Origin of the sequence: Hymenobacter sp. AT01-02 (assembly GCF_000961955.2) — a bacterium.
GTDB lineage: Bacteria > Bacteroidota > Bacteroidia > Cytophagales > Hymenobacteraceae > Hymenobacter > Hymenobacter mucosus.
Genome location: NZ_JZIR02000010.1, coordinates 41,397 through 58,645 on the forward strand (window position 1 = coordinate 41,397; position 17,249 = coordinate 58,645).

Below are 17,249 nucleotides of genomic sequence, written 5' to 3' on the forward strand. Positions count from 1 at the left end.
ATACTCGTTGTGTGCCTTGGTTAAGGGCCGCAAATTACCTCTTTTGTCGTACGGTCAGTGCCTTTATCCAATGGGTTTCTTGTTCTTAATGGGCTCGAAGCGCTGCTCGCGCGGCTGTTTTTCGCTGAGGTAGCGCCAGTAACGCAGGGGCATGTGGCGGCGGTGCAGCTTCATATTTTTGCGCTCTGGTATGTTCACGTGGTCGAAGTAGGACTGCCAAAGCAACTTAAACAACGGCTCCCGCTCATCGAGCACGGTGGCAGAAATATCGGTATTGCGCTGGGGGCCGCTACTTTCAAATTCTACTATATCGGTGCGCGTCAGGTCGTAGTACAGCCCGTAGCGGCGGCGCTGGTCGAAGATCAGCCAACGCTGGTCGGCGTAACGTTTGGTGAAGTGCGGCGCAATCAGGGGCAGCACATCGAAGTCTGGGTCGATGGTTGCGTGGAATAGCCCGTCGCTAGTTTTCTCGAAACGCACGAAGGCCTCCATTCGGTGCTTTTCGCGGTACATTTGCTGGGCAATGCCAGCTATGCGCCGCACATTGTCGTCGGCATAGTTTTCGGCAATGTCGCGGCCGGCACGCATGGCAAGGTCAGCATAGCGGAAAATCAGAAGCTCTCGGTCCGGCTGTTCGCTCAGAAAAGCATGAAATAACCGCGTGCGCGCTTCCTTATCCATGTAGCGCAACAGGCCTTCCCACACCCGCGCGGCCATGGCCTCATCGGTATCTACCTGCACGGGCTGCGCGAACAGGCCACCTTGTACGGCACCCAGCGGCTGAATGCTATTCGGGGCCGACTTCCGGTCGTAGACCTGAAATAGTACCGTTAATAGTCCCTCAAACGAGCCGTCGTAGGCGTAATCCAGTGGTGGGTTAATGAGCTGAGGCGCTTTCGCCTGCGTTCTAACGGCCCCGGTAGAGGTAGCTGCTTTTCCGGAAGGAACAGGAGTGAGGGAATGACTCATAGGAGTGCGTCAGGCGGAAAAGGTATCCAAGTCAGCTTGCAGAAAACGGAGTAGCAAGCTGTTTACTGCATCAGGCTCTTCTTGGTGCAGCCAGTGGGTGGCATGGTCAACGTACGTTAGCTCCACTTGCTCGCATTGTTCGGCGCTCAGCTGGGCCAACACTGGCTCTAAGAAGGCATCTTTACGGCCCCAGAGGATGCGCACTGGCAGCGTAATCTTGCCGGCTTTCCCTACCTGCCCCGCCTTGCGAAAGGCAGCTCGGTACCAGTTAATCATGCCGGTAGGGGCCCCAGGCTGCGACCACGCTGCCACATACTGCCGCAAGTCATCAGAAGCAAACGTACCCGGCCGACTGGTGCCGCGCAGGGCGCCACGACCAAATCGGAAGCCTTTTCGCTTGAAAAGTCGCTCGGGCAGCCAAGGCAATTGGAAAAAGAAAATGTACCAGCTTTTCAATAACTGGCGTGGCGTGCGCCTGAGTGCGCGCCCCAGTACGGCCGGGTGGGGCACGTTCAGGATAGCAACCCGCGTGAGTCGCTCCGCATGATTGGCCGCAAGCCACCACGTGACGGCCGCACCCCAATCGTGACCAACCAGGGCCGCTTTCTGCTGGCCCGCTGCATCCAGCAACCCCAGAATGTCTGCCCCGAGCCGATGAATGCGGTAGTCGGCTACTCGTGGTGGTTTTTCGCTGAGATTATAGCCGCGCTGGTCTGGCACCCATACGCGGTACCCAGCCGCCGCCAACACCTGAATTTGATGGCGCCAGCCGTACCAAAACTCAGGAAAACCATGCAGCAGCACTACCAGCGGCCCCTGGGCAGGTCCGCTTTGTACTACGTGCAGAGTAATGCCGTTGGTCTGGACGAAATGGTGTTCTAACTCGTGTTCCACCTTCTACCCTACCCAGTCCAGCAGTACAAGGTTGCGGCTCCTTGAGGCACTAGGCCGCCTCCGACTGCTGGCCGTTGCGGGCCGCATTACGCCGGGCGGCTTCTTGGTGCATCTGCCGTACTAGCGGCAACAGGTCCGAGAGCTTACAGCAGCACGCTACCCGGGCTACTTTCTGGGGTTTCTGTGGGTCGAAGGAAGCGGCCGACGCGTCGGCGGCGCGATGAGAAATAGTCATGACGGAAGTCAGTTGACAGGAGCCGGCGGCTTACTAGTATTGTACCGCCGGCCCTAGGTTAAGAAGCTTGGGCAAATAGATCGAGTTGTTGCGTAACGAGAGCAGAGCGGACGGAACCTGCTCCGAAGAGAATCTGACGCCGAATAGTTTGCTCGTCGTAATCACGCTTTTCCAGGGCTTGCCCGCGGCAAGTCAGAAAGAACTTAGCACGCTTGAGCACTACCCCAAACTTGTGCAGATGGTCGAGGGTGACGGGCGAGAACCGGCGCGCGGCCACAATGCGCTTGGCCGAGCGCGCTCCGACCCCCGGAATGCGCAAAATCATCTCGTAATCGGCCGTGTTTACATCCACCGGAAACACGTGGCGGTTGCGCAGGGCCCATGCCAGTTTGGGGTCAACCTCCAAGTCGAGGAAGGGATGCGCGGGGTCCAGGATTTCGTCGGCCTGAAAGCCGTAGAAACGCATAAGCCAGTCGGTTTGGTAGAGGCGGTGCTCCCGTATCAGCGGGGGCTGCGTTACCTGTGGTAGGCGTGCATCATCGGTTACGGGAATGTAGCCGGAGTAATACACCCGCTTCAGGCCGTAGCCTTTGTAGAGCGAATCAGTAAGGTTGATAATCTGCAGGTCGTTTTCCGCCGACGCTCCCACGATGAGCTGGGTGCTTTGGCCAGCGGTAGCAAACTGCGGTACCTTCTTGAATAGTGCCTTCTCCTCTTTATTCTGCACAATGCCGTCCCGGATTTGGGCCATTGGAGTCAGAATCTCTTGGTAGTTTTTCTCCGGAGCCAGCGTCGTCAGGCTCATTTCCGAAGGCAGCTCAATGTTCACGCTCAAACGGTCGGCGTACAAGCCGGCTTCCTGAATCAGCTCCTCAGAAGCACCAGGAATAGCCTTTACGTGAATGTAGCCGTTGAACTTGTGCTCAGTACGCAGCTTCTTGATGATGCGCACCAAGCGCTCCATGGTATAATCCGGCGAGGAGAAAATACCGCTACTTAGGAACAGCCCTTCGATGTAATTGCGACGGTAGAAGTTCATGGTCAGATCTACTACCTCGTCTACCGTGAAGGCAGCGCGCTTCACATCATTGGAGCGGCGCGACACGCAGTAAGCGCAATCGAAGATGCAATGGTTGGTGAGCAAGATCTTAAGCAGGCTCACGCAACGGCCGTCTTCGGTATAGCTATGGCAAATCCCCATGCCCTCGGCATTGCCCAGCCCTTTGTCCTCGTTCTCGCGCTTGCCCCCACTGCTAGAGCACGATACATCGTACTTCGCGGCGTCTGCCAAAATACTTAGCTTTTCCTGAATGCGCTGGTCGTTCATTGGGCCGATTTATTGGCTTAAAAATAGAGTTATGCGCGCACTTACGCAATATCTACTAAGGCTAAATTCGTTAGAAATGTTCCGCTGCGCGCAGATTTATCCACCCCTTTTATCAACTCCTAGTCTAGGCCCTCCTGTTCTGCTTCACAGGGCCTTTCTATGCGTGCAATTGCGCATAAAAACGCGCTATTGGCGTATCTTGCAGTAGCAAGTGGTAGTGGCTTTTTCCCGAATATGCGGTACCTAGTACCCTTTTATTGGTTGTTGTGGCTCGGCCTGCTGGTTGTGGCTAGCCCTGTCATAGCTCAACAGGCCGACACAACCCGCCTAACAACTCGCCCCGACTCCCTACGCCGCCGCTTCGATGAAGAGCGTTTGCTCAACGGCCTGAAGGCGTACACCAAGCGCAAAACCATAGCGGGCAAAGCCGCGTCGGCCCTGTTCAATTTCACTGAACGGCGCGAAGACCGGGCGGGCCTTGACGCCGTGCTGCTCGACCGACAGTTTGATCGGCACAGCTACAAGATTGTACGCAGCATCGACATTCAGACGCTCGATGCCTTTGGGTTCAGCATCTCCGACTCCACCCGCCGGCCGCGCAACTTCATGGAGAAAACCGGCAACACTTTGCACATCAAAACCACTCGGTCGCGGGTGCGGCAGGTGCTGCTGTTTCGCACAGGCGAAGAATTGGAGCCCCAAGCCCTGGCGGAGTCAGAACGCTTACTCCGTCAGACGTCGGAGTTGTTAGATGCCCGCGTGTTCGTAAACGAGCGTACTACTACCGCCGATAGCGTCGATATCCGAATCATTACCAAGGATGTGTTCAGCATCAGCGGCTCGTTTCAGCTGCGCGATGTGGGGGCCGGCGTAATAGGCTTGCGCGACGTGAACTTCCTCGGGCAGGGCCACCAAATCCGAAACCGCTATGAGTATGGCCGGACGGATGTTGGGCCCGGGGCCCAAACTTGGCGCTACAACGGCAGTTACCTGATTCCTTTCCGAAACTTCTTCTACGGCCAAGCTCAGTACCGCAACGAAACGCGCAATCAGGAATCGACGCTGCGTTTCTCCCGCGACTTCTTCTCGGTAAACACGCGGTACGCCGGGGCCATAAGCTACCGATATGTAGACCGCCTACTGGCAACGGGAGGCACGGGCTCAGAAACTGAGCCGTACATATTCAGCCCCATGCGCTACAACGAGCAGGATGTGTGGGTAGGCCGAGCGCTACGTCTCAAAAGCTACGACTTAGGCTACGAGAACCCAGGACGCTTCATTGTTTCGGCGCGTAGCATCCGCACCTTCTACAGTGCTAAGCCTGCTCTCGACTTGCACAATGCCAACCTGATGCTGGCCACCGTAGGCTACAGTGTACGCCGGTACTACAAGGACAAATATCTGTTTGGCTTTGGCCGAACGGAGGACATACCAACGGGCACGCTGGCTAGCCTCACTACGGGCTACGAGTTCAATGAGCAGGGCGACCGGCGCTATTATGGTTTCCGGCTGGGCTATGCCGGCTACCACCCGCAGCGGGGCTACTTGTACATGAACGGCGAATTTGGCAGCTACCGCCGCGACGGGCGTTGGCAGCAGGGCGTACTCACGGGCGAGGTACTGCTGTTCACGCGCTTATACCATACGGGTAATTACCAGTGGCGCCACTTTTTTTGGCAGCGCAGCAGCATTGGCCTCAACCGCCTTCCCGACGAGCGGCCCTTGTCCATTGATGGGGAACGGGGGCTGCGCGGCTTTCAGCCGGGCACTATTTTGCTGGGCAGCAGCCGCGTTACGCTCAATTACGAGGCCACGCTGTTCACACCCGTCTCGTTCCTGGGTTTCCGGATGGCGGGCATTGCCTTTGCCGATGTTGCCTGGCTTAACTCCAACAACCTCAAGCAAGCCCTCCCGTTCTACGATGCTCCCTACATGGGTTTTGGCTTGGGGCTGCGCTTCCGCAATGAGTACGCGGCCGTGCGCACCTTCCAAATCAGCTTTGGTTTCTACCCCCGCGGCATGAGCGCACCCAATGGCATCCGTATTTTCGAAAACTCCCGTGCCTATTACGACTTCAGCGACTTCAGCTTTAGCTCGCCCGGCGTAGTGCGCTACCAGTAGGCCCCGGGAAGAACCCCAGGAAGAGGACGAAAAATTGCTGGCTTCGCGCGGGTTCTTCTCACCTTTACACCACGTATACAAGACTGGGCACAGTACCAGAGCGCCCACCTGGCTTCGGTAAACGCCGCCTGCCCCTGGTAGTGCAGCCTTTTGATCCTTACTTCTCTTTTTTGATTGCAGATGAACCTTGGTGATTTCAACGACCTAGAGGTAGCCCGCGAGGTAGATTTCGGAATGTACCTGACTTCCGACGATGGCGACCTGCTGCTCCCGCGCAAATACATTCCCGAGGGAACCCATGTGGGCGACATTGTGCGCGTATTTGTGTACCGCGACTCGGAAGACCGCCTCATTGCTACGAACTTAGAGCCTATGCTCGGGTAGGCCAGTTTGCGGCGCTTACCGTGCGCGATGTAACGCCGAACGGCGCGTTTCTCGATTGGGGCCTGGAAAAAGACCTGTTCCTGCCCTACCGCAACCAGCGCCGCAATTTGCGCTCCGGAGAGCGGGTTACAGTATTCGTGTATCTGGATGAAACCACTGACCGCATCGTGGCCTCGGCTAAGTGGGAGTGGTTTCTAAGCGAGGCCCCATTCCCGGGCAAAGCCGGTGACTCTGCCGACCTGTTTGTGGCCGAGGAAACTGACTTGGGATACAAAGTCATTGTGGATGGTACGCATCAGGGCCTACTCTACCACAATGAGGTATTCAAGCCCCTGCGCCTTGGCGATGTGCACACGGGCTACATCCGGCAGGTGCGCCCCGACGGCAAGCTGGACCTAAGCCTGCAGCGCCCCGGCTACGATGAAGCCTTAGCCGCCGCCGACACCCTACTTGCTGCTCTGCGCCAAGCAGGTGGCTCCCTCCCACTGGGCGACAAGAGCGAGCCCGACGATGTGTATCGTCGGTTGGGCATGAGTAAAAAGGTGTTTAAAAAAGCACTAGGCTCTCTCTACAAGCAAGGCGTAGTAGAGCTGGCACCAGAGAAGACCACCCTTGTAACTCCGGGCGAATAGTGTTTTCGGCTTAGATTTCTACTTCCGGGCTGCTGGCGCGCTGTGCTGGCAGCCCGGAGGTGTTTGCAGGGCTTTCTAGCTACTACCCTGGCCTGAGTAGGCAACTGCCACAGAACTTTCCGCATCCATTAGCTAGCAGGTGGGCAACAGCAGAATGGTACACGTACCAACTTAAGCGCTACTGCCGTTTCCTGTCTTTGCTTTTTGCTGATCTATGCAGTCTCCGTATGCAGAAAACCGCACTCATTGCTGGTGCCAGCGGCCTTATCGGGAGCCAGCTGCTGCCCTTGCTGCTCGCTTCCAACCGGTATAACCGGGTTATTGTAGTGGGCCGGCGGCCGGTATTGGTAGTTCATCCCAAGTTAGAGCAGCGCCTCCTCGATTTCGACCACCTCGAAGACCACCGCTTCCAGCTTATCGCCGATGACGTGTTCTGCTGCCTAGGTACTACTCTGCGCGAAGCTGGCTCCAAGGAGGCCTTTTACACGGTTGATTATCTATACGTTGTGAAGCTAGCCGCCCTTACGGCCGGCAATTTTGCGGCTCAGTTTCTGGTCGTATCGGCCCTGGGCGCCAACTCTCACTCCCGGTTCTACTACAGCCGGGTAAAGGGCGAAATGGAAGAGGCAGTGCAGCAAGCCCCCTTTCGGGCTATTCATATTTTCCGGCCTTCTTTGCTGCTGGGCCAGCGCGCCAGGCCACGCACTGGTGAGCGAATAGGGGCCTTCGTATTGCGCACCCTAGGGCCTATTTTGCAAGGACCACTACGCAAGTACCGCGCTGTGGGCGCCGATACCGTAGCGCATGCTATGCTAAGCGCCGCCGAAGCGTCTAGCGTAGGCACACAAGTGCATTCCTCTACCCCAGCACGCCTAGCTTCCAGCGGATTATAAATAAGACTAGCCGTATTCCCAGCCTGTTTGTACTTTTGCCAGACACTAATTTTTATCTATTCCAGTTTGCGCATGAAGCGTTTAGTTTTTGGTATGCTGTGCTTAGGGCTGCTAAGCTCAGTTGAGGGGGCACATGCACAGAGCAAAAAGAAAAGTGGTGGCAGCGGCTCCGGCTATACTACCGGTATCGGCCTACGGGGCGGAGGCTGGTCTTCGGGCCTCACGGTAAAGCACTTCCTGAGTGGTAAGAACAATGTGGCATTTGAAGGCCTACTCACCCGAGAATATGCCGCACGGGGTGGCCGTGTCACCCTATTACTGGAAAAGCACCTACCAGTATCCGACTTTAAAGGCCTGCAATTTTACTACGGTGCGGGTGCCCATATCGGCTCCTACCAGGGCCGCTACTACTTTGAAGATGTACGTTTCCGCCGGGGCAAAAAGTACTCTTTCTACAACCGCTACTGGTACGATGATACCAACTACATTGTAGGAGGCGCCGACCTTATCTTAGGTCTAGAATACAAAATGGAAGACCTGCCTTCGTTATTGGGGTTGACTACAAACCTTTCTTTGAGGTGTTTGATGGTTACACCGGCCTTTACAACGATGCAGCCGTCAGCCTGCGGTTTGCTTTCTAAGTAGCAATCCTACGTAAGCAAAGAGGCCCCACTGCAATGCAGCGGGGCCTCTTTGCTTACGTAGGATTGCGCGGGTATTCTTACCTGGGTCGCTGCCGCGGTACGTCCGCCCTGGATGACCATGATAGTAAGGCCGAGGTGCGGGTGCCACAATAACCCGACGTGGGTGGTAATAAGGCCGCGGTAGGCGCGGTAGTAAGGGCGAGGATAGGGCCGGTAGTATGGGTCGGGGCCCACAACAACGCCAGTGCCCGCAGAAGTTACGCAACCAGAAAGCGAAGCCGCGGCCAACAGAAGTACGAAGAGGAAAAAGGGAAATTTCAGGTAGTTTTTCAGGGGTCGGAGAGCTACTAGGTTGGTAGTGCTTACGTTTCTTTGACGCATTTCCAAGGCCTAGGTTTAATACCACCTACCCTACCCATAGCAAGTAATTCGTCCTCAACCGAAGTGCATGGTTGCTCACTCCCACCACAAAAACGGCCTCGTCGAAGTATCTCGACGAGGCCGTTTTCTATACTGTACTGTAACGGGCAGAAAGCTATTTTTTCTTGCTGCTGTATTCCGTGTTGAGGTGCTTGAGCACGGGAGTTGTAATGTCCAAGTCCTTCCGGCCATACGCAATGGTACCGCTAGGAGCCGCTATCAGAATCAGACGGTAGCCGTTCTGCTTGCCGTACACTTCCACCTGCTTGTGGATGCGCTCCAGCACTTGCTGGGTCATCTTAGCTTCCTCTTCTTGGGCCTGGCGTTGCAGCTTTTCCTGCTCTTGAGCACCTGCATCTGGCGTCCTTGCAATTGCTGCTCCGTAGCAGCGCGCTGCTCGGCGGTCAGGCTAGCGGCTTGCTGCTGGTACTTCTGCACAGCGCCCTGAAAGCCCTGCACCATCTTTTGGTTTTGCGCCTCCCAGCGCTTGGCCTTGGCTTCAAAGCTCCGCCGCGCATCCTTCATACCTTGGTACCCATCTAGTAACTTGCTGGATTCCACATAAGCTACTTTCTCGGTATCGGCGGCGGCAGTCAGGTCAGCGGGGTCCTCAGTAGCTATGGCAGAAGAAGTAGCGGAGTCGGAGGGTGCGGTGGCAGCTACCGGCTTCTTAGGGGTAGTGGCAGTAGGCTGGTTGGCAAAGTGCAGGTAAAACAACACGGCCACGGCAATGACCAGCACGGCATTGATAGCCAGTTGGAGAGAATTTTTCATCGAAATGCAAAAAGAAAGAAACGTCTAGCGGCTCGTAGGTTCTGAGCCCAACCAGAACCCAAAGAAACAAAGCCCCGCCGACTATACCACTCACTCCGCAACAATAGACTGGTAGTAGGACGGTTACTCGCCGTGGTTGAGTTCGTCCTCGCCATCCAGCTCGTCTTCCTCCTCATCGGGCTCGGCATCAGTGGGGAGAGCGGGTTTCTCATCGAATGGAGCCGCCAGATCCAGGCGGGTAGGCGTCACGTCGGTGCGACCCACGTGTACGAGCGCATCTCCCTGGTTGACCACTGGCATGTGGTTGAGGCCAATGATGTAGCCCGCTACTGGTGCTTCCAGCCGCACCGACCGCTCTCCGTACGGGTCCGATACAGTGCCGTACACTTGCCCTTTCTCTACGTAGTCGCCCAAGTGCACGTGGCTACGAAATAGCCCAGCGTAGCGGGCGCGCAGCCAGGAAGAACGCATACATACCACGCTAGGCCGCGCGGGAAGGGCTGCCTCAGCTACCATCCCTAAATGCTGCAACAGCCGGAACGTGCCCGCAATGGCTTCGTCGATACCGTTTTCATCAAGCCGCAACGACTCCCCAGTTTCGAAGACGATAATGCGCTTTTCCAGCTGCATAGCCGCTTCCCGTAGTGAGCCGGGCCGCAACGCCGCGTGCAAGGTGAACGGAGCACAGAAGGCCGCCGCAAGCGCATCGGTTTCGGCATCCTGCTGCAGGAGGCACCTGATCTGGGGAATATTTGCGCGCGTGGCGCCACCCGTATGAAAATCAATGCCGTAATCAATCAAGGGCATGATTTCGCGCATGAACCGGTGCGCAACCCGGCTAGCCAACGACCCGCGGGGGTTACCGGGAAACGAACGGTTGACGTCTTTGCCATCCGGAACTTCTCGTGAAAAGTTCAGGAACCCGTAGATGTTGAGGATGGGAATGGCAATAATGGTTCCGCGCAGGGGCTGCAGCATGTCCCGCCGAATGAGGCGGCGAATCGTTTCGATGCCATTGACTTCGTCGCCGTGCATACCAGCCATAAGCAGCACCGTGGGGCCGGGCTGCTGGGAGCGAAACACGTGCACCGGAATATCGATTACCGTCCCCGAAGGGAGCCGCGAAATTACCAACCGCGTCAGCACCTGTTCGCCGGGTTTGATGGTTAAGCCATTCAGCAGCAGGTTGACGGGGGCAAGGGCAGTAGTTACGGAATCAGGCAAGGCAGTACGAAATGGCTTCAAACCTGCACTTTAGCAAAAACCCGGCCGACTATATAGTGTTCCTCTTACACCTCACCTCCCACTAGTCTCCTGGGCTCGCCCTGCACGTAAGCCAGCCAAGAATAAGAACGCGCCCAAACACCGAGCAAAGCTGGAACGGAAAAGCGGGTCATTCGCGGCCTTCGTTTGCAACCGAAAAAGCCATCCTTCACAGTGCAAACGTGCTTTGTAAAGGATGGCTCTCTTAACGAAAAAGTAAGCAGCTAGTACCGTTAGTCGGGTTGGCTATCGGGCAGCACTTCCGAGCTCTGGGGCTTGGTAGTGGCCTTTTTTACTTTCTTCTTCTGAGCTATTTCGGCGGTATATTCAATGATTTTGCCCGCAATATCGAGGCCGGTTGCTTTCTCAATACCTTCCAAGCCCGGTGAGGAATTTACCTCCAGCACTAGGGGCCCCCGCTGGCTTTGCAACATATCGACGCCGGCAATACCTAGGCCCAGGGCTTTAGCGGCCAGCAGAGCCGCTGCCTTTTCGGCCCGGCTTAGCTTGACCAGCGTGCCTGAACCGCCCCGGTGCAAGTTGGAGCGGAATTCGCCCTCCTTACCCTGGCGCTTCATGGCCCCTACTACCTCACCATTGACGACGAAGGCCCGTAGGTCGGCACCCTTGCTTTCCGCAATGAACTCCTGCACAATAATGCGGGCCTTCAGGTTGTGGAACGCTTCAATAACCGATTGTGCCGCTTTGGCCGACTCAGCCAGCACCACGCCGAGGCCTTGGGTGCCTTCCAGCAGCTTGATGATGACCGGAGCCCCACCTACTTGCTGAATCATTTCCGGCACCTCATCCGAGTAATTAGTGAAGGCTGTTTTGGGCATACCCACGCCCGCCCGACTGAGGATTTGCATGGAACGCAGTTTGTCGCGGCTGCGCACAATGGCTTGGCTTTCGACGGCTGTGCGCACCTTCATCATCTCAAACTGCCGCACTACCGCGCAGCCATAAAACGTCACGGAAGCCCCGATACGAGGAATAATGGCGTCGAAGCCTTCGAGCTTTTGGCCTTCGTAAATAATGCCTGGCTTGCCTTTTTCAAGAACCAGGTTACAGTGCAAGTGGTCTACTACCACGGCTTGGTAGCCACGCTGCTCGGCAGCCTCTACCAAACGGGTAGTGGAATAAAGCTTCGGCTCGCGCGATAGAATCGCCAGTTTCATTAGAGAGGGTGCTTGAAGGATAGAAGGAGCAGAAGCGCGCACAAAGATACGGGGCAAAACCTCCGCCTTAGCGGCTTGCGAGCTGACTTTTATAGGACACGTTACGCCGGGCCACGTCGACCACGAAACGGGCCTGCCGCAGCAATACCCGCCCAATCAGCACTGGATAACGCATATCAGAACGGTCGGAAAGCGAAAACTCCGTGTCGAAATCTTCACCAAATAGTCGAATTGCAGCGCGGATAACGTAGCGTTCCTGCACGTCGCCGTTGGAGCTTTTGATGTCGCGTAAGGAAAACTGCGCAAACTCCATGGGCGTGCCATCAAAGTTGGAGTGCGAGGGGTCTAACAGTAGCACGTGCAAGCGCGGCCGGCCGTCGGGACCGGTTTGTACGTGGATGTTGCTGCAGTGAATGGCACCGGTGTAGGCACCGGTATCTATCTTGGCTTCTACCCCCCACAGGTGAAAGTGCGGAAAGTCTACCAACTCCCGACGCCCTACCGTCCGCTTGGATGCGCGCTGCGTTTTCATGAGTGGCAAGTAAAGCCGAAAATGTGAGATGGAGAAATAAGAACCTACCACCGAGGCTGCGCCACTAGCGCACCCATCCAGTAGGCTCTCTTTTCTCCATCGCACTTGGGTACTACTTATCCTTTGTAGCTGATGCGATACACCGCGTCGTTCTGGTCGTCAGACACCAGTAGGGAGCCATCGGGGAGCACCAGCAGGCACACGGGCCGGCCCCAGGGCTTCTGTCCTTGCAACCAGCCGTCGGCAAAGGTTTCGTAGCTCACGGCTTGCTTGCCCGTTGCATCGAGCTTCACGAGGCTGATGCGGTACCCGATTTTGTTGCTACGATTCCAGGAGCCGTGTTCGGGAATAAAAATCTGGTTTCTGTACTGGGCCGGAAACTTGCTACCCGTATAAAATTTCATTCCTAGTGCCGCCACGTGGGGCCCCAGCTTGCGGGCGGGCTTGGCATAGGTAGCCGCCGACTTGCCTTTGCTTAGCTCAGGGTCGGGCACGTCGCCGGCAAAGAAGAAGGGGAAGCCGAAGTGCAGTCCAGCATTGGGGGCGCGGTTCAACTCGTCGGACGGCAGGTTGTCGCCCAGCATATCCCGGCCGTTATCCGTGAACCACAGAGCCTTGTCCTTGGGGCTCCAGTCGAAACCAACCGTGTTACGAACTCCGTAGGCGAATATTTCCAGTCCCGTACCATCGGCATTTAGCCGGTTGATAGTACCATAAATTGGATCTTCGGGTAGGCAGCTGTTGCACGGCGCCCCCACGGGCACGTACAGTTTGCCATCGGGCCCGAAGGAAATGTAGCGGTAGCCGTGCCAGTCCTTGTTGGGCAGCTTATCGTACACGACCACCGGCTTGGGCTTCTGACGCAGGCGCTGGGCAATGTTATCAAAGCGCACGATGCGGTTAATTTCGCCCACGTAGAGGGCCCCATTGCGCACGGCTACCCCGTTGGGCGCGTTCAGGCCCGTGGCAATTGTTACTACCTCATCGGCGCGGCCGTCCTTATTACGGTCGGGCAGGGCAAATACCTTGTCGTCTTTGGTGCCCACATACACGGTGCCATCGGAGCCTACTGCTAGTTCGCGGGCACTTTTCACGCCTTGGGCAAAGTAGCTGATGGTAAAGCCGGCCGGCAGCTTGATTTTGCTCAAGTTGGCATCGGCAGCCGGCGCGGGCGGACCAGGAATGAAAGCAGTGAAGGCCAGCGGAGCCAGCAGTAGCAGGGGAAGGAAACGGCGGGTTTTCATACTGCCACAAACTACCTCCTTACCCGGAAGGTTGCACCGCCCAGTAGAATGCCCGCAGCTTCTTACCGCTTCTCTTGTTGCTGGCGAACCAGCCGCTCATACTCCCGCTCCGAGAGGTTACCCCTATCAAGGCCACCGTATACGCCCAGCCCGTTCAGAAATACCCCAATTCCCCAGAATACGGTGGACCAAACAGGCCAGGGCAGAGGCGAGGATTGACGATCAGTAATTGCCCAAATTATCCACAACAAGGCATTCACAGATAAGTAGGTGAAGAGGTGTGACTTGAACTTAGCGCGCTGTTTGGCCAAGCGCCAGAGCTGGGGGTTGCGGGTAGTTTCCATGAGTGGTAGAGGCTAGGGTGAAAGGATGCCCAAACATATAGCGGCCCGCAACCGGCCCCAATCAAACCTTACCCAACTGCTGCTTATGGGTACTGAACCGTTGGATTTTTAGACTGAGGCGTAGCAGCCCTTGGGGAGCGTTTTGCGTACGAAGGCCCAGCCTACTCTTGATGACAGGTTTAACCCTACGCTTGCTTCTGTGCAATGGCTTCCTCCCCTCCCAACTGGTGCACCCACGCCCGCTCTTTCGGCCGCCTTTTCTTATACCGTGGTGATATTACTAAGCTCGACACTACGATTATTGTTAATGCGGCCAATTCCAGCCTATTAGGTGGAGGCGGGGTAGATGGAGCTATTCACCGGGCGGGTGGCCCCGCTATTTTGGAGGAGTGCCGCCGCCTGCGGACCGAGCACTATGGTAGCGGCTTACCCACGGGCCACGCAGTTATTACCTCTGCCGGCAACCTACCTGCCCGCCACGTTATTCACACCGTGGGCCCCGTGTGGAACGGAGGCCAAAAACACGAACCGGAGCTTTTAGCGAATTGCTACCGCAACAGCCTACGCCTAGCCGCAGCGTATAACGCCGCCACCGTAGCGTTTCCGGGCATTAGCACCGGCATCTACGGCTACCCCAAAGCCGAGGCGGCTGGCATTGCCGTGCGGGAGATACGGCAATTTCTGGCAGAGCACCAGCATCCCCAGAAGGTAGTACTTGTGGCGTTTGATGAAGACGGGTACCGCACCCTGGAACAAGAACTCGAAAAGCAACCCTAGCCGGCTGACCTAAGCTGCCTACAGCCGCACTTCGGGGTGGCGGCGCAGGTAGGAAGCCACATCATAAATCAGGCCGGCGTGGCCCGCATCTAACAGTACTGTGCGCTTGTGCTGCAATGAGTTTATGAAGCCCTGAAGACCAGCGTGAGGTATTACCCGGTCGTGGCGGCCGAGGAAGAACGTTACTGGAGTTGGGCGGCGGTTGAGCACTGTAGCTAGCTGTTTCAGGCTGAACGTGAGGTGGCGGAAGCTACCCAGCTGCGGTACACGCGCAGGCGCTTCTCGCGGCTGTCTAGCTGCCACTGCGCAAAGCGAATGAGGTTGCCGTCTACGAGGCGCCGCTCGTGCAGGCTGTCCAGGAAGCGTAACAAGCGCTGAGGGCGTAGCACGGCCCGGCCGAGCACCCCGCGCATCCAGGGCGGGTACGTAGCCAATGAATACCAGAATTGCCGCTGCAACCCATCGGGCGCAATCAACCACACCTGCTCTACCTGATCAGGAAAGGCCTCTACAGCTGTAAGCGCAAATTTGGCCCCCATGCTAAAAGCCAGCAAGCTAAACTGCCCAATCCCTTGAGCGCGCAAAAAATCCCCCAGCAGCTCTCCTAACCGACTTTTAGTTAGGGGGGCATCGGCCTTTGCCAGCCGGCTACGGCCGTGGTAAAACAGGTCAATGGCGTACACCGTCACTTCTGGGCCCAGCACACCTACCATAGTACGCCAGTGCCTTCGCCTTGCCCATAGCCGTGAAAGGCCAGTACCACGCGCGGCCCCGAGCCGTATTTTTGGAAGTGCCAGTAGGTTGTCATGGGAGCCGATGCGCGAAACGTTGCTTCCGCACTTGTACTCCCGTGAGCTGCCGCATGTTCTTTCCCGCGTGCTTTTCTAGCCTGTGCTTATACCTTAAGCAGTAGAACACGGCCAGCGCTGACCCGAAGATACTGCCTACTCCGCCCCTACCCCATCCGCGACACGCCACCGGAAACGATGAACTTCATAACCTCACTGCTAGGTAGTTCTAGGTAGGTTACGTTCTGGATGGGCACCAACACCAATTCACCCGAAAAATTATAGGAGTGGGGAAAGTACACAGCCAGCAAGTCATCGCGCTGAATTGCGCTCATGCTGGGCTGCGTCACAAAGCCCATTTTGAACAGCTGCTCGGAGTTGCTCATGCGCACTAGCACCGGCCGGTTAAACTTCTGGTTGTCGCCAACGAAAGCATCAAACAAATCCTTGAGGCTGGAATAAATAATACTCACCAAGGGCGTACGGTGCAGTAGGCGCTCCGTGATAATGAGAAACGGGCGCACCATAAACGACTTGGCCACAAAGCCCACTACCGTCACCAGCAGCACGGCCACTACTAGCCCCAACCCTGGCACGTCAAAGCTGAGCCCCGCAAACAGGTCATTAAGCCAGCTTAGTAGTGCGTATAGAATGTACGCCGTCAGCCCAATGGGGGCTACAATGAGAAAGCCGCTAAGGAAATAGTTGAGAAGACGCCGCATGAACGATGGGTTGGGTAGCCTTATTGGCGGCTACCTTAGGCCGCAAGATATTCCAGCTACCGGAAAACAAAGCCGCCGATCTGGCTGAAACCAAATCGGCGGTAGCTTGTGTGTTGGGCTTGTATTGCCAGTAGTAGCGTATCAACTACCAGAGAAATAAGCGTAGGCAGCAGCTTATGCTACGTGCTCTGCTACTTCTTCGATGCGCTCCTTCACGCGCTGCATCAGCCACATAGGCGTGCTAGTGGCGCCACAGATGCCGACCGAGGATGCACCGTGAAACCACTCGTCGTCCAGCTCCTGCTCATTTTCCACGAAGTAGCTGCGCGCGTTGGTTTTATTTACCACGGAGAACAAGGCTTTCCCGTTGGAGCTTTTGCGGCCACTCACGAACACGATTACGTCGTGCTCCACTGCAAACCGGGCCAAAGCAGGCTCCCGGTTGCTTACCTGCCGGCAGATGCTGTCATTGGCGTCAAACGACTCTACTGAGCCTCCTGCGGCGGCAATGCGCTCCTCAATCACCTGCTTCATGCGGTAGAAGCCCGCGGTGCTCTTGGTTGTTTGGCTGAATAGGGTCACGGGCCGGGCGAAGTCAATCTGGTCAAGATCCTGCTCGGTCATCACAATAATGGCCTGATTGCGCGTCTGTCCGGTAAGGCCTGTAACCTCTGCGTGGCCCGGCTGCCCGTAAATAACGATTTGTCCGTTTTGGCGGGTCGTGCTATCAAAAGCATGCTTCACCCGATTTTGCAGCTTGAGCACCACCGGGCACGAAGCATCAATCAACTCAATATTGTTGCGCAACGCCAACTCGTACGTTTCGGGGGGCTCACCGTGCGCCCGAATCAGTACCTTGGCGTTATGCAGCTCCTGCAGTTGTTCCCGGTCGATGATGCGCAGCCCGAGGGCATGCAGGCGCTCTACCTCCATGCGGTTGTGCACAATATCGCCGAGGCAGTACAAGGTCTCTTCCTGCGCTAGCTCGTCTTCCGCCATTTGAATGGCGAACTCGACGCCGAAGCAGTAGCCGGAATTCTTATCTATAGTGACGTTCATGAACGTAGTGCGTTATGCCTAGGGCCGCCGGATTGAATAGCCGGTAGTC

At 56.5% G+C, this 17,249-nt stretch carries 20 protein-coding genes and 1 pseudogene; 6 read left to right on the plus strand and 15 right to left on the minus strand.

Translation table 11 applies throughout. From position 1 onward, the window contains the following. Nucleotides 1–63: 63 nt before the first annotated feature. Genes VI25_RS03770 through VI25_RS03785 form a run of 4 tightly spaced genes read right to left on the minus strand, consistent with a single transcriptional unit; the run spans nt 64 to nt 3,425 of the window. Complete coding sequence (locus VI25_RS03770; protein WP_052695278.1) at nt 64–969, minus strand: TIGR03915 family putative DNA repair protein; 906 nt, start codon at nt 967–969, stop codon at nt 64–66. A 9-nt stretch (nt 970–978) separates the two neighbouring features. Next, nucleotides 979–1,863: an alpha/beta fold hydrolase gene (locus VI25_RS03775; RefSeq protein WP_055562279.1), complete on the minus strand. Its 885-nt coding sequence runs from the start codon at nt 1,861–1,863 to the stop codon at nt 979–981. A 49-nt stretch (nt 1,864–1,912) separates the two neighbouring features. Beyond that, nucleotides 1,913–2,098: a hypothetical protein gene (locus VI25_RS03780; protein WP_045688950.1), complete on the minus strand. Its 186-nt coding sequence runs from the start codon at nt 2,096–2,098 to the stop codon at nt 1,913–1,915. A gap of 58 nt (nt 2,099–2,156) precedes the next feature. Next, entirely contained in the window at nt 2,157–3,425 is a 1,269-nt protein-coding gene (locus tag VI25_RS03785; RefSeq protein ID WP_045688949.1) for a putative DNA modification/repair radical SAM protein, read from the minus strand. A gap of 234 nt (nt 3,426–3,659) precedes the next feature. Here VI25_RS03785 and VI25_RS03790 point away from each other — a divergent pair, with 234 nt between their 5' ends. From VI25_RS03790 to VI25_RS03805, 5 genes are all read left to right on the plus strand, one after another. Continuing rightward, complete coding sequence (locus tag VI25_RS03790) at nt 3,660–5,546, plus strand: hypothetical protein (protein WP_045688948.1); 1,887 nt, start codon at nt 3,660–3,662, stop codon at nt 5,544–5,546. A gap of 180 nt (nt 5,547–5,726) precedes the next feature. After that, entirely contained in the window at nt 5,727–5,930 is a 204-nt protein-coding gene (locus VI25_RS26425) for a S1-like domain-containing RNA-binding protein (protein WP_236704866.1), read from the plus strand. A 20-nt stretch (nt 5,931–5,950) separates the two neighbouring features. Further along, a complete protein-coding gene (locus VI25_RS03795; RefSeq protein ID WP_236704867.1) occupies nt 5,951–6,562 on the plus strand; it encodes a S1 RNA-binding domain-containing protein in 612 nt (203 codons plus the stop codon). Between the two features lie 227 nt (nt 6,563–6,789). Beyond that, a complete protein-coding gene (locus tag VI25_RS03800; protein ID WP_045688947.1) occupies nt 6,790–7,455 on the plus strand; it encodes an NAD-dependent epimerase/dehydratase family protein in 666 nt (221 codons plus the stop codon). 72 nt (nt 7,456–7,527) lie between these two features. After that, a complete protein-coding gene (locus VI25_RS03805) occupies nt 7,528–8,100 on the plus strand; it encodes a hypothetical protein (protein WP_045688946.1) in 573 nt (190 codons plus the stop codon). 5 nt (nt 8,101–8,105) lie between these two features. Here the strand turns inward: VI25_RS03805 and VI25_RS03810 are convergent, their stop codons facing one another. From VI25_RS03810 to VI25_RS03845, 7 genes and pseudogenes are all read right to left on the minus strand, one after another. Continuing rightward, nucleotides 8,106–8,480 (minus strand): hypothetical protein, encoded by a 375-nt coding sequence (locus tag VI25_RS03810; RefSeq protein WP_152981485.1) that lies wholly within the window; start codon nt 8,478–8,480, stop codon nt 8,106–8,108. 154 nt (nt 8,481–8,634) lie between these two features. Continuing rightward, nucleotides 8,635–9,293, minus strand: a pseudogene (locus VI25_RS03820) (OmpH family outer membrane protein). Nucleotides 9,294–9,416: 123 nt separating this feature from the next. Next, nucleotides 9,417–10,517 carry a succinylglutamate desuccinylase/aspartoacylase family protein gene (locus tag VI25_RS03825; RefSeq protein WP_236704868.1) on the minus strand — a complete coding sequence of 367 codons (1,101 nt, stop codon included), beginning with the start codon at nt 10,515–10,517 and terminating at the stop codon, nt 9,417–9,419. Nucleotides 10,518–10,789: 272 nt separating this feature from the next. After that, the gene (gene rimK, locus VI25_RS03830) at nt 10,790–11,734 is read right to left on the minus strand and encodes a 30S ribosomal protein S6--L-glutamate ligase (protein WP_055562281.1); all 945 of its coding nucleotides are present in this window, start codon (nt 11,732–11,734) and stop codon (nt 10,790–10,792) included. 67 nt (nt 11,735–11,801) lie between these two features. After that, nucleotides 11,802–12,266 carry an ATP-dependent zinc protease gene (locus VI25_RS03835; RefSeq protein WP_055562282.1) on the minus strand — a complete coding sequence of 155 codons (465 nt, stop codon included), beginning with the start codon at nt 12,264–12,266 and terminating at the stop codon, nt 11,802–11,804. Between the two features lie 116 nt (nt 12,267–12,382). After that, nucleotides 12,383–13,510 carry a PQQ-dependent sugar dehydrogenase gene (locus VI25_RS03840; RefSeq protein WP_045688864.1) on the minus strand — a complete coding sequence of 376 codons (1,128 nt, stop codon included), beginning with the start codon at nt 13,508–13,510 and terminating at the stop codon, nt 12,383–12,385. 62 nt (nt 13,511–13,572) lie between these two features. Further along, entirely contained in the window at nt 13,573–13,854 is a 282-nt protein-coding gene (locus VI25_RS03845) for a 2TM domain-containing protein (protein WP_045688865.1), read from the minus strand. A gap of 204 nt (nt 13,855–14,058) precedes the next feature. On the opposite strand from VI25_RS03845, the gene VI25_RS03850 reads away from it, so the two are divergent. After that, nucleotides 14,059–14,631, plus strand: coding sequence for an O-acetyl-ADP-ribose deacetylase (locus VI25_RS03850; protein WP_045688866.1), 573 nt, complete (start codon nt 14,059–14,061; stop codon nt 14,629–14,631). A gap of 18 nt (nt 14,632–14,649) precedes the next feature. On the opposite strand, the gene VI25_RS03855 is transcribed toward VI25_RS03850, so the two are convergent. The 4 genes from VI25_RS03855 to VI25_RS03870 all read right to left on the minus strand — a co-directional run bounded on the left by VI25_RS03855 (nt 14,650) and on the right by VI25_RS03870 (nt 17,200). Then, nucleotides 14,650–14,841 carry a hypothetical protein gene (locus VI25_RS03855; RefSeq protein ID WP_052695262.1) on the minus strand — a complete coding sequence of 64 codons (192 nt, stop codon included), beginning with the start codon at nt 14,839–14,841 and terminating at the stop codon, nt 14,650–14,652. Nucleotides 14,842–14,855: 14 nt separating this feature from the next. Continuing rightward, nucleotides 14,856–15,449 carry an alpha/beta fold hydrolase gene (locus VI25_RS03860; RefSeq protein ID WP_410503423.1) on the minus strand — a complete coding sequence of 198 codons (594 nt, stop codon included), beginning with the start codon at nt 15,447–15,449 and terminating at the stop codon, nt 14,856–14,858. A 137-nt stretch (nt 15,450–15,586) separates the two neighbouring features. Next, a complete protein-coding gene (locus VI25_RS03865) occupies nt 15,587–16,141 on the minus strand; it encodes a DUF502 domain-containing protein (RefSeq protein ID WP_045688867.1) in 555 nt (184 codons plus the stop codon). Between the two features lie 174 nt (nt 16,142–16,315). Then, nucleotides 16,316–17,200 carry a 4-hydroxy-3-methylbut-2-enyl diphosphate reductase gene (locus VI25_RS03870; RefSeq protein ID WP_045688868.1) on the minus strand — a complete coding sequence of 295 codons (885 nt, stop codon included), beginning with the start codon at nt 17,198–17,200 and terminating at the stop codon, nt 16,316–16,318. Between the last annotated feature and the right edge of the window lie 49 nt (nt 17,201–17,249).

Excerpts from the sequence above, each read along its gene's own strand:
- VI25_RS03805 (WP_045688946.1), top strand. The coding sequence starts at position 7,528 with ATGAAGCGTTTAGTTTTTGGTATGCTGTGCTTAGGGCTGCTAAGCTCA.
- VI25_RS03785 (WP_045688949.1), bottom strand. The coding sequence starts at position 3,425 with ATGAACGACCAGCGCATTCAGGAAAAGCTAAGTATTTTGGCAGACGCC.
- VI25_RS03790 (WP_045688948.1), top strand. The coding sequence starts at position 3,660 with ATGCGGTACCTAGTACCCTTTTATTGGTTGTTGTGGCTCGGCCTGCTG.
- VI25_RS03840 (WP_045688864.1), bottom strand. The coding sequence starts at position 13,510 with ATGAAAACCCGCCGTTTCCTTCCCCTGCTACTGCTGGCTCCGCTGGCC.
- VI25_RS03780 (WP_045688950.1), bottom strand. The coding sequence starts at position 2,098 with ATGACTATTTCTCATCGCGCCGCCGACGCGTCGGCCGCTTCCTTCGAC.
- VI25_RS03835 (WP_055562282.1), bottom strand. The coding sequence starts at position 12,266 with ATGAAAACGCAGCGCGCATCCAAGCGGACGGTAGGGCGTCGGGAGTTG.
- VI25_RS03870 (WP_045688868.1), bottom strand. The coding sequence starts at position 17,200 with ATGAACGTCACTATAGATAAGAATTCCGGCTACTGCTTCGGCGTCGAG.
- VI25_RS03800 (WP_045688947.1), top strand. The coding sequence starts at position 6,790 with ATGCAGAAAACCGCACTCATTGCTGGTGCCAGCGGCCTTATCGGGAGC.
- VI25_RS03810 (WP_152981485.1), bottom strand. The coding sequence starts at position 8,480 with ATGCGTCAAAGAAACGTAAGCACTACCAACCTAGTAGCTCTCCGACCC.
- VI25_RS03845 (WP_045688865.1), bottom strand. The coding sequence starts at position 13,854 with ATGGAAACTACCCGCAACCCCCAGCTCTGGCGCTTGGCCAAACAGCGC.
- rimK (WP_055562281.1), bottom strand. The coding sequence starts at position 11,734 with ATGAAACTGGCGATTCTATCGCGCGAGCCGAAGCTTTATTCCACTACC.
- VI25_RS03865 (WP_045688867.1), bottom strand. The coding sequence starts at position 16,141 with ATGCGGCGTCTTCTCAACTATTTCCTTAGCGGCTTTCTCATTGTAGCC.
- VI25_RS03850 (WP_045688866.1), top strand. The coding sequence starts at position 14,059 with ATGGCTTCCTCCCCTCCCAACTGGTGCACCCACGCCCGCTCTTTCGGC.
- VI25_RS26425 (WP_236704866.1), top strand. The coding sequence starts at position 5,727 with ATGAACCTTGGTGATTTCAACGACCTAGAGGTAGCCCGCGAGGTAGAT.
- VI25_RS03770 (WP_052695278.1), bottom strand. The coding sequence starts at position 969 with ATGAGTCATTCCCTCACTCCTGTTCCTTCCGGAAAAGCAGCTACCTCT.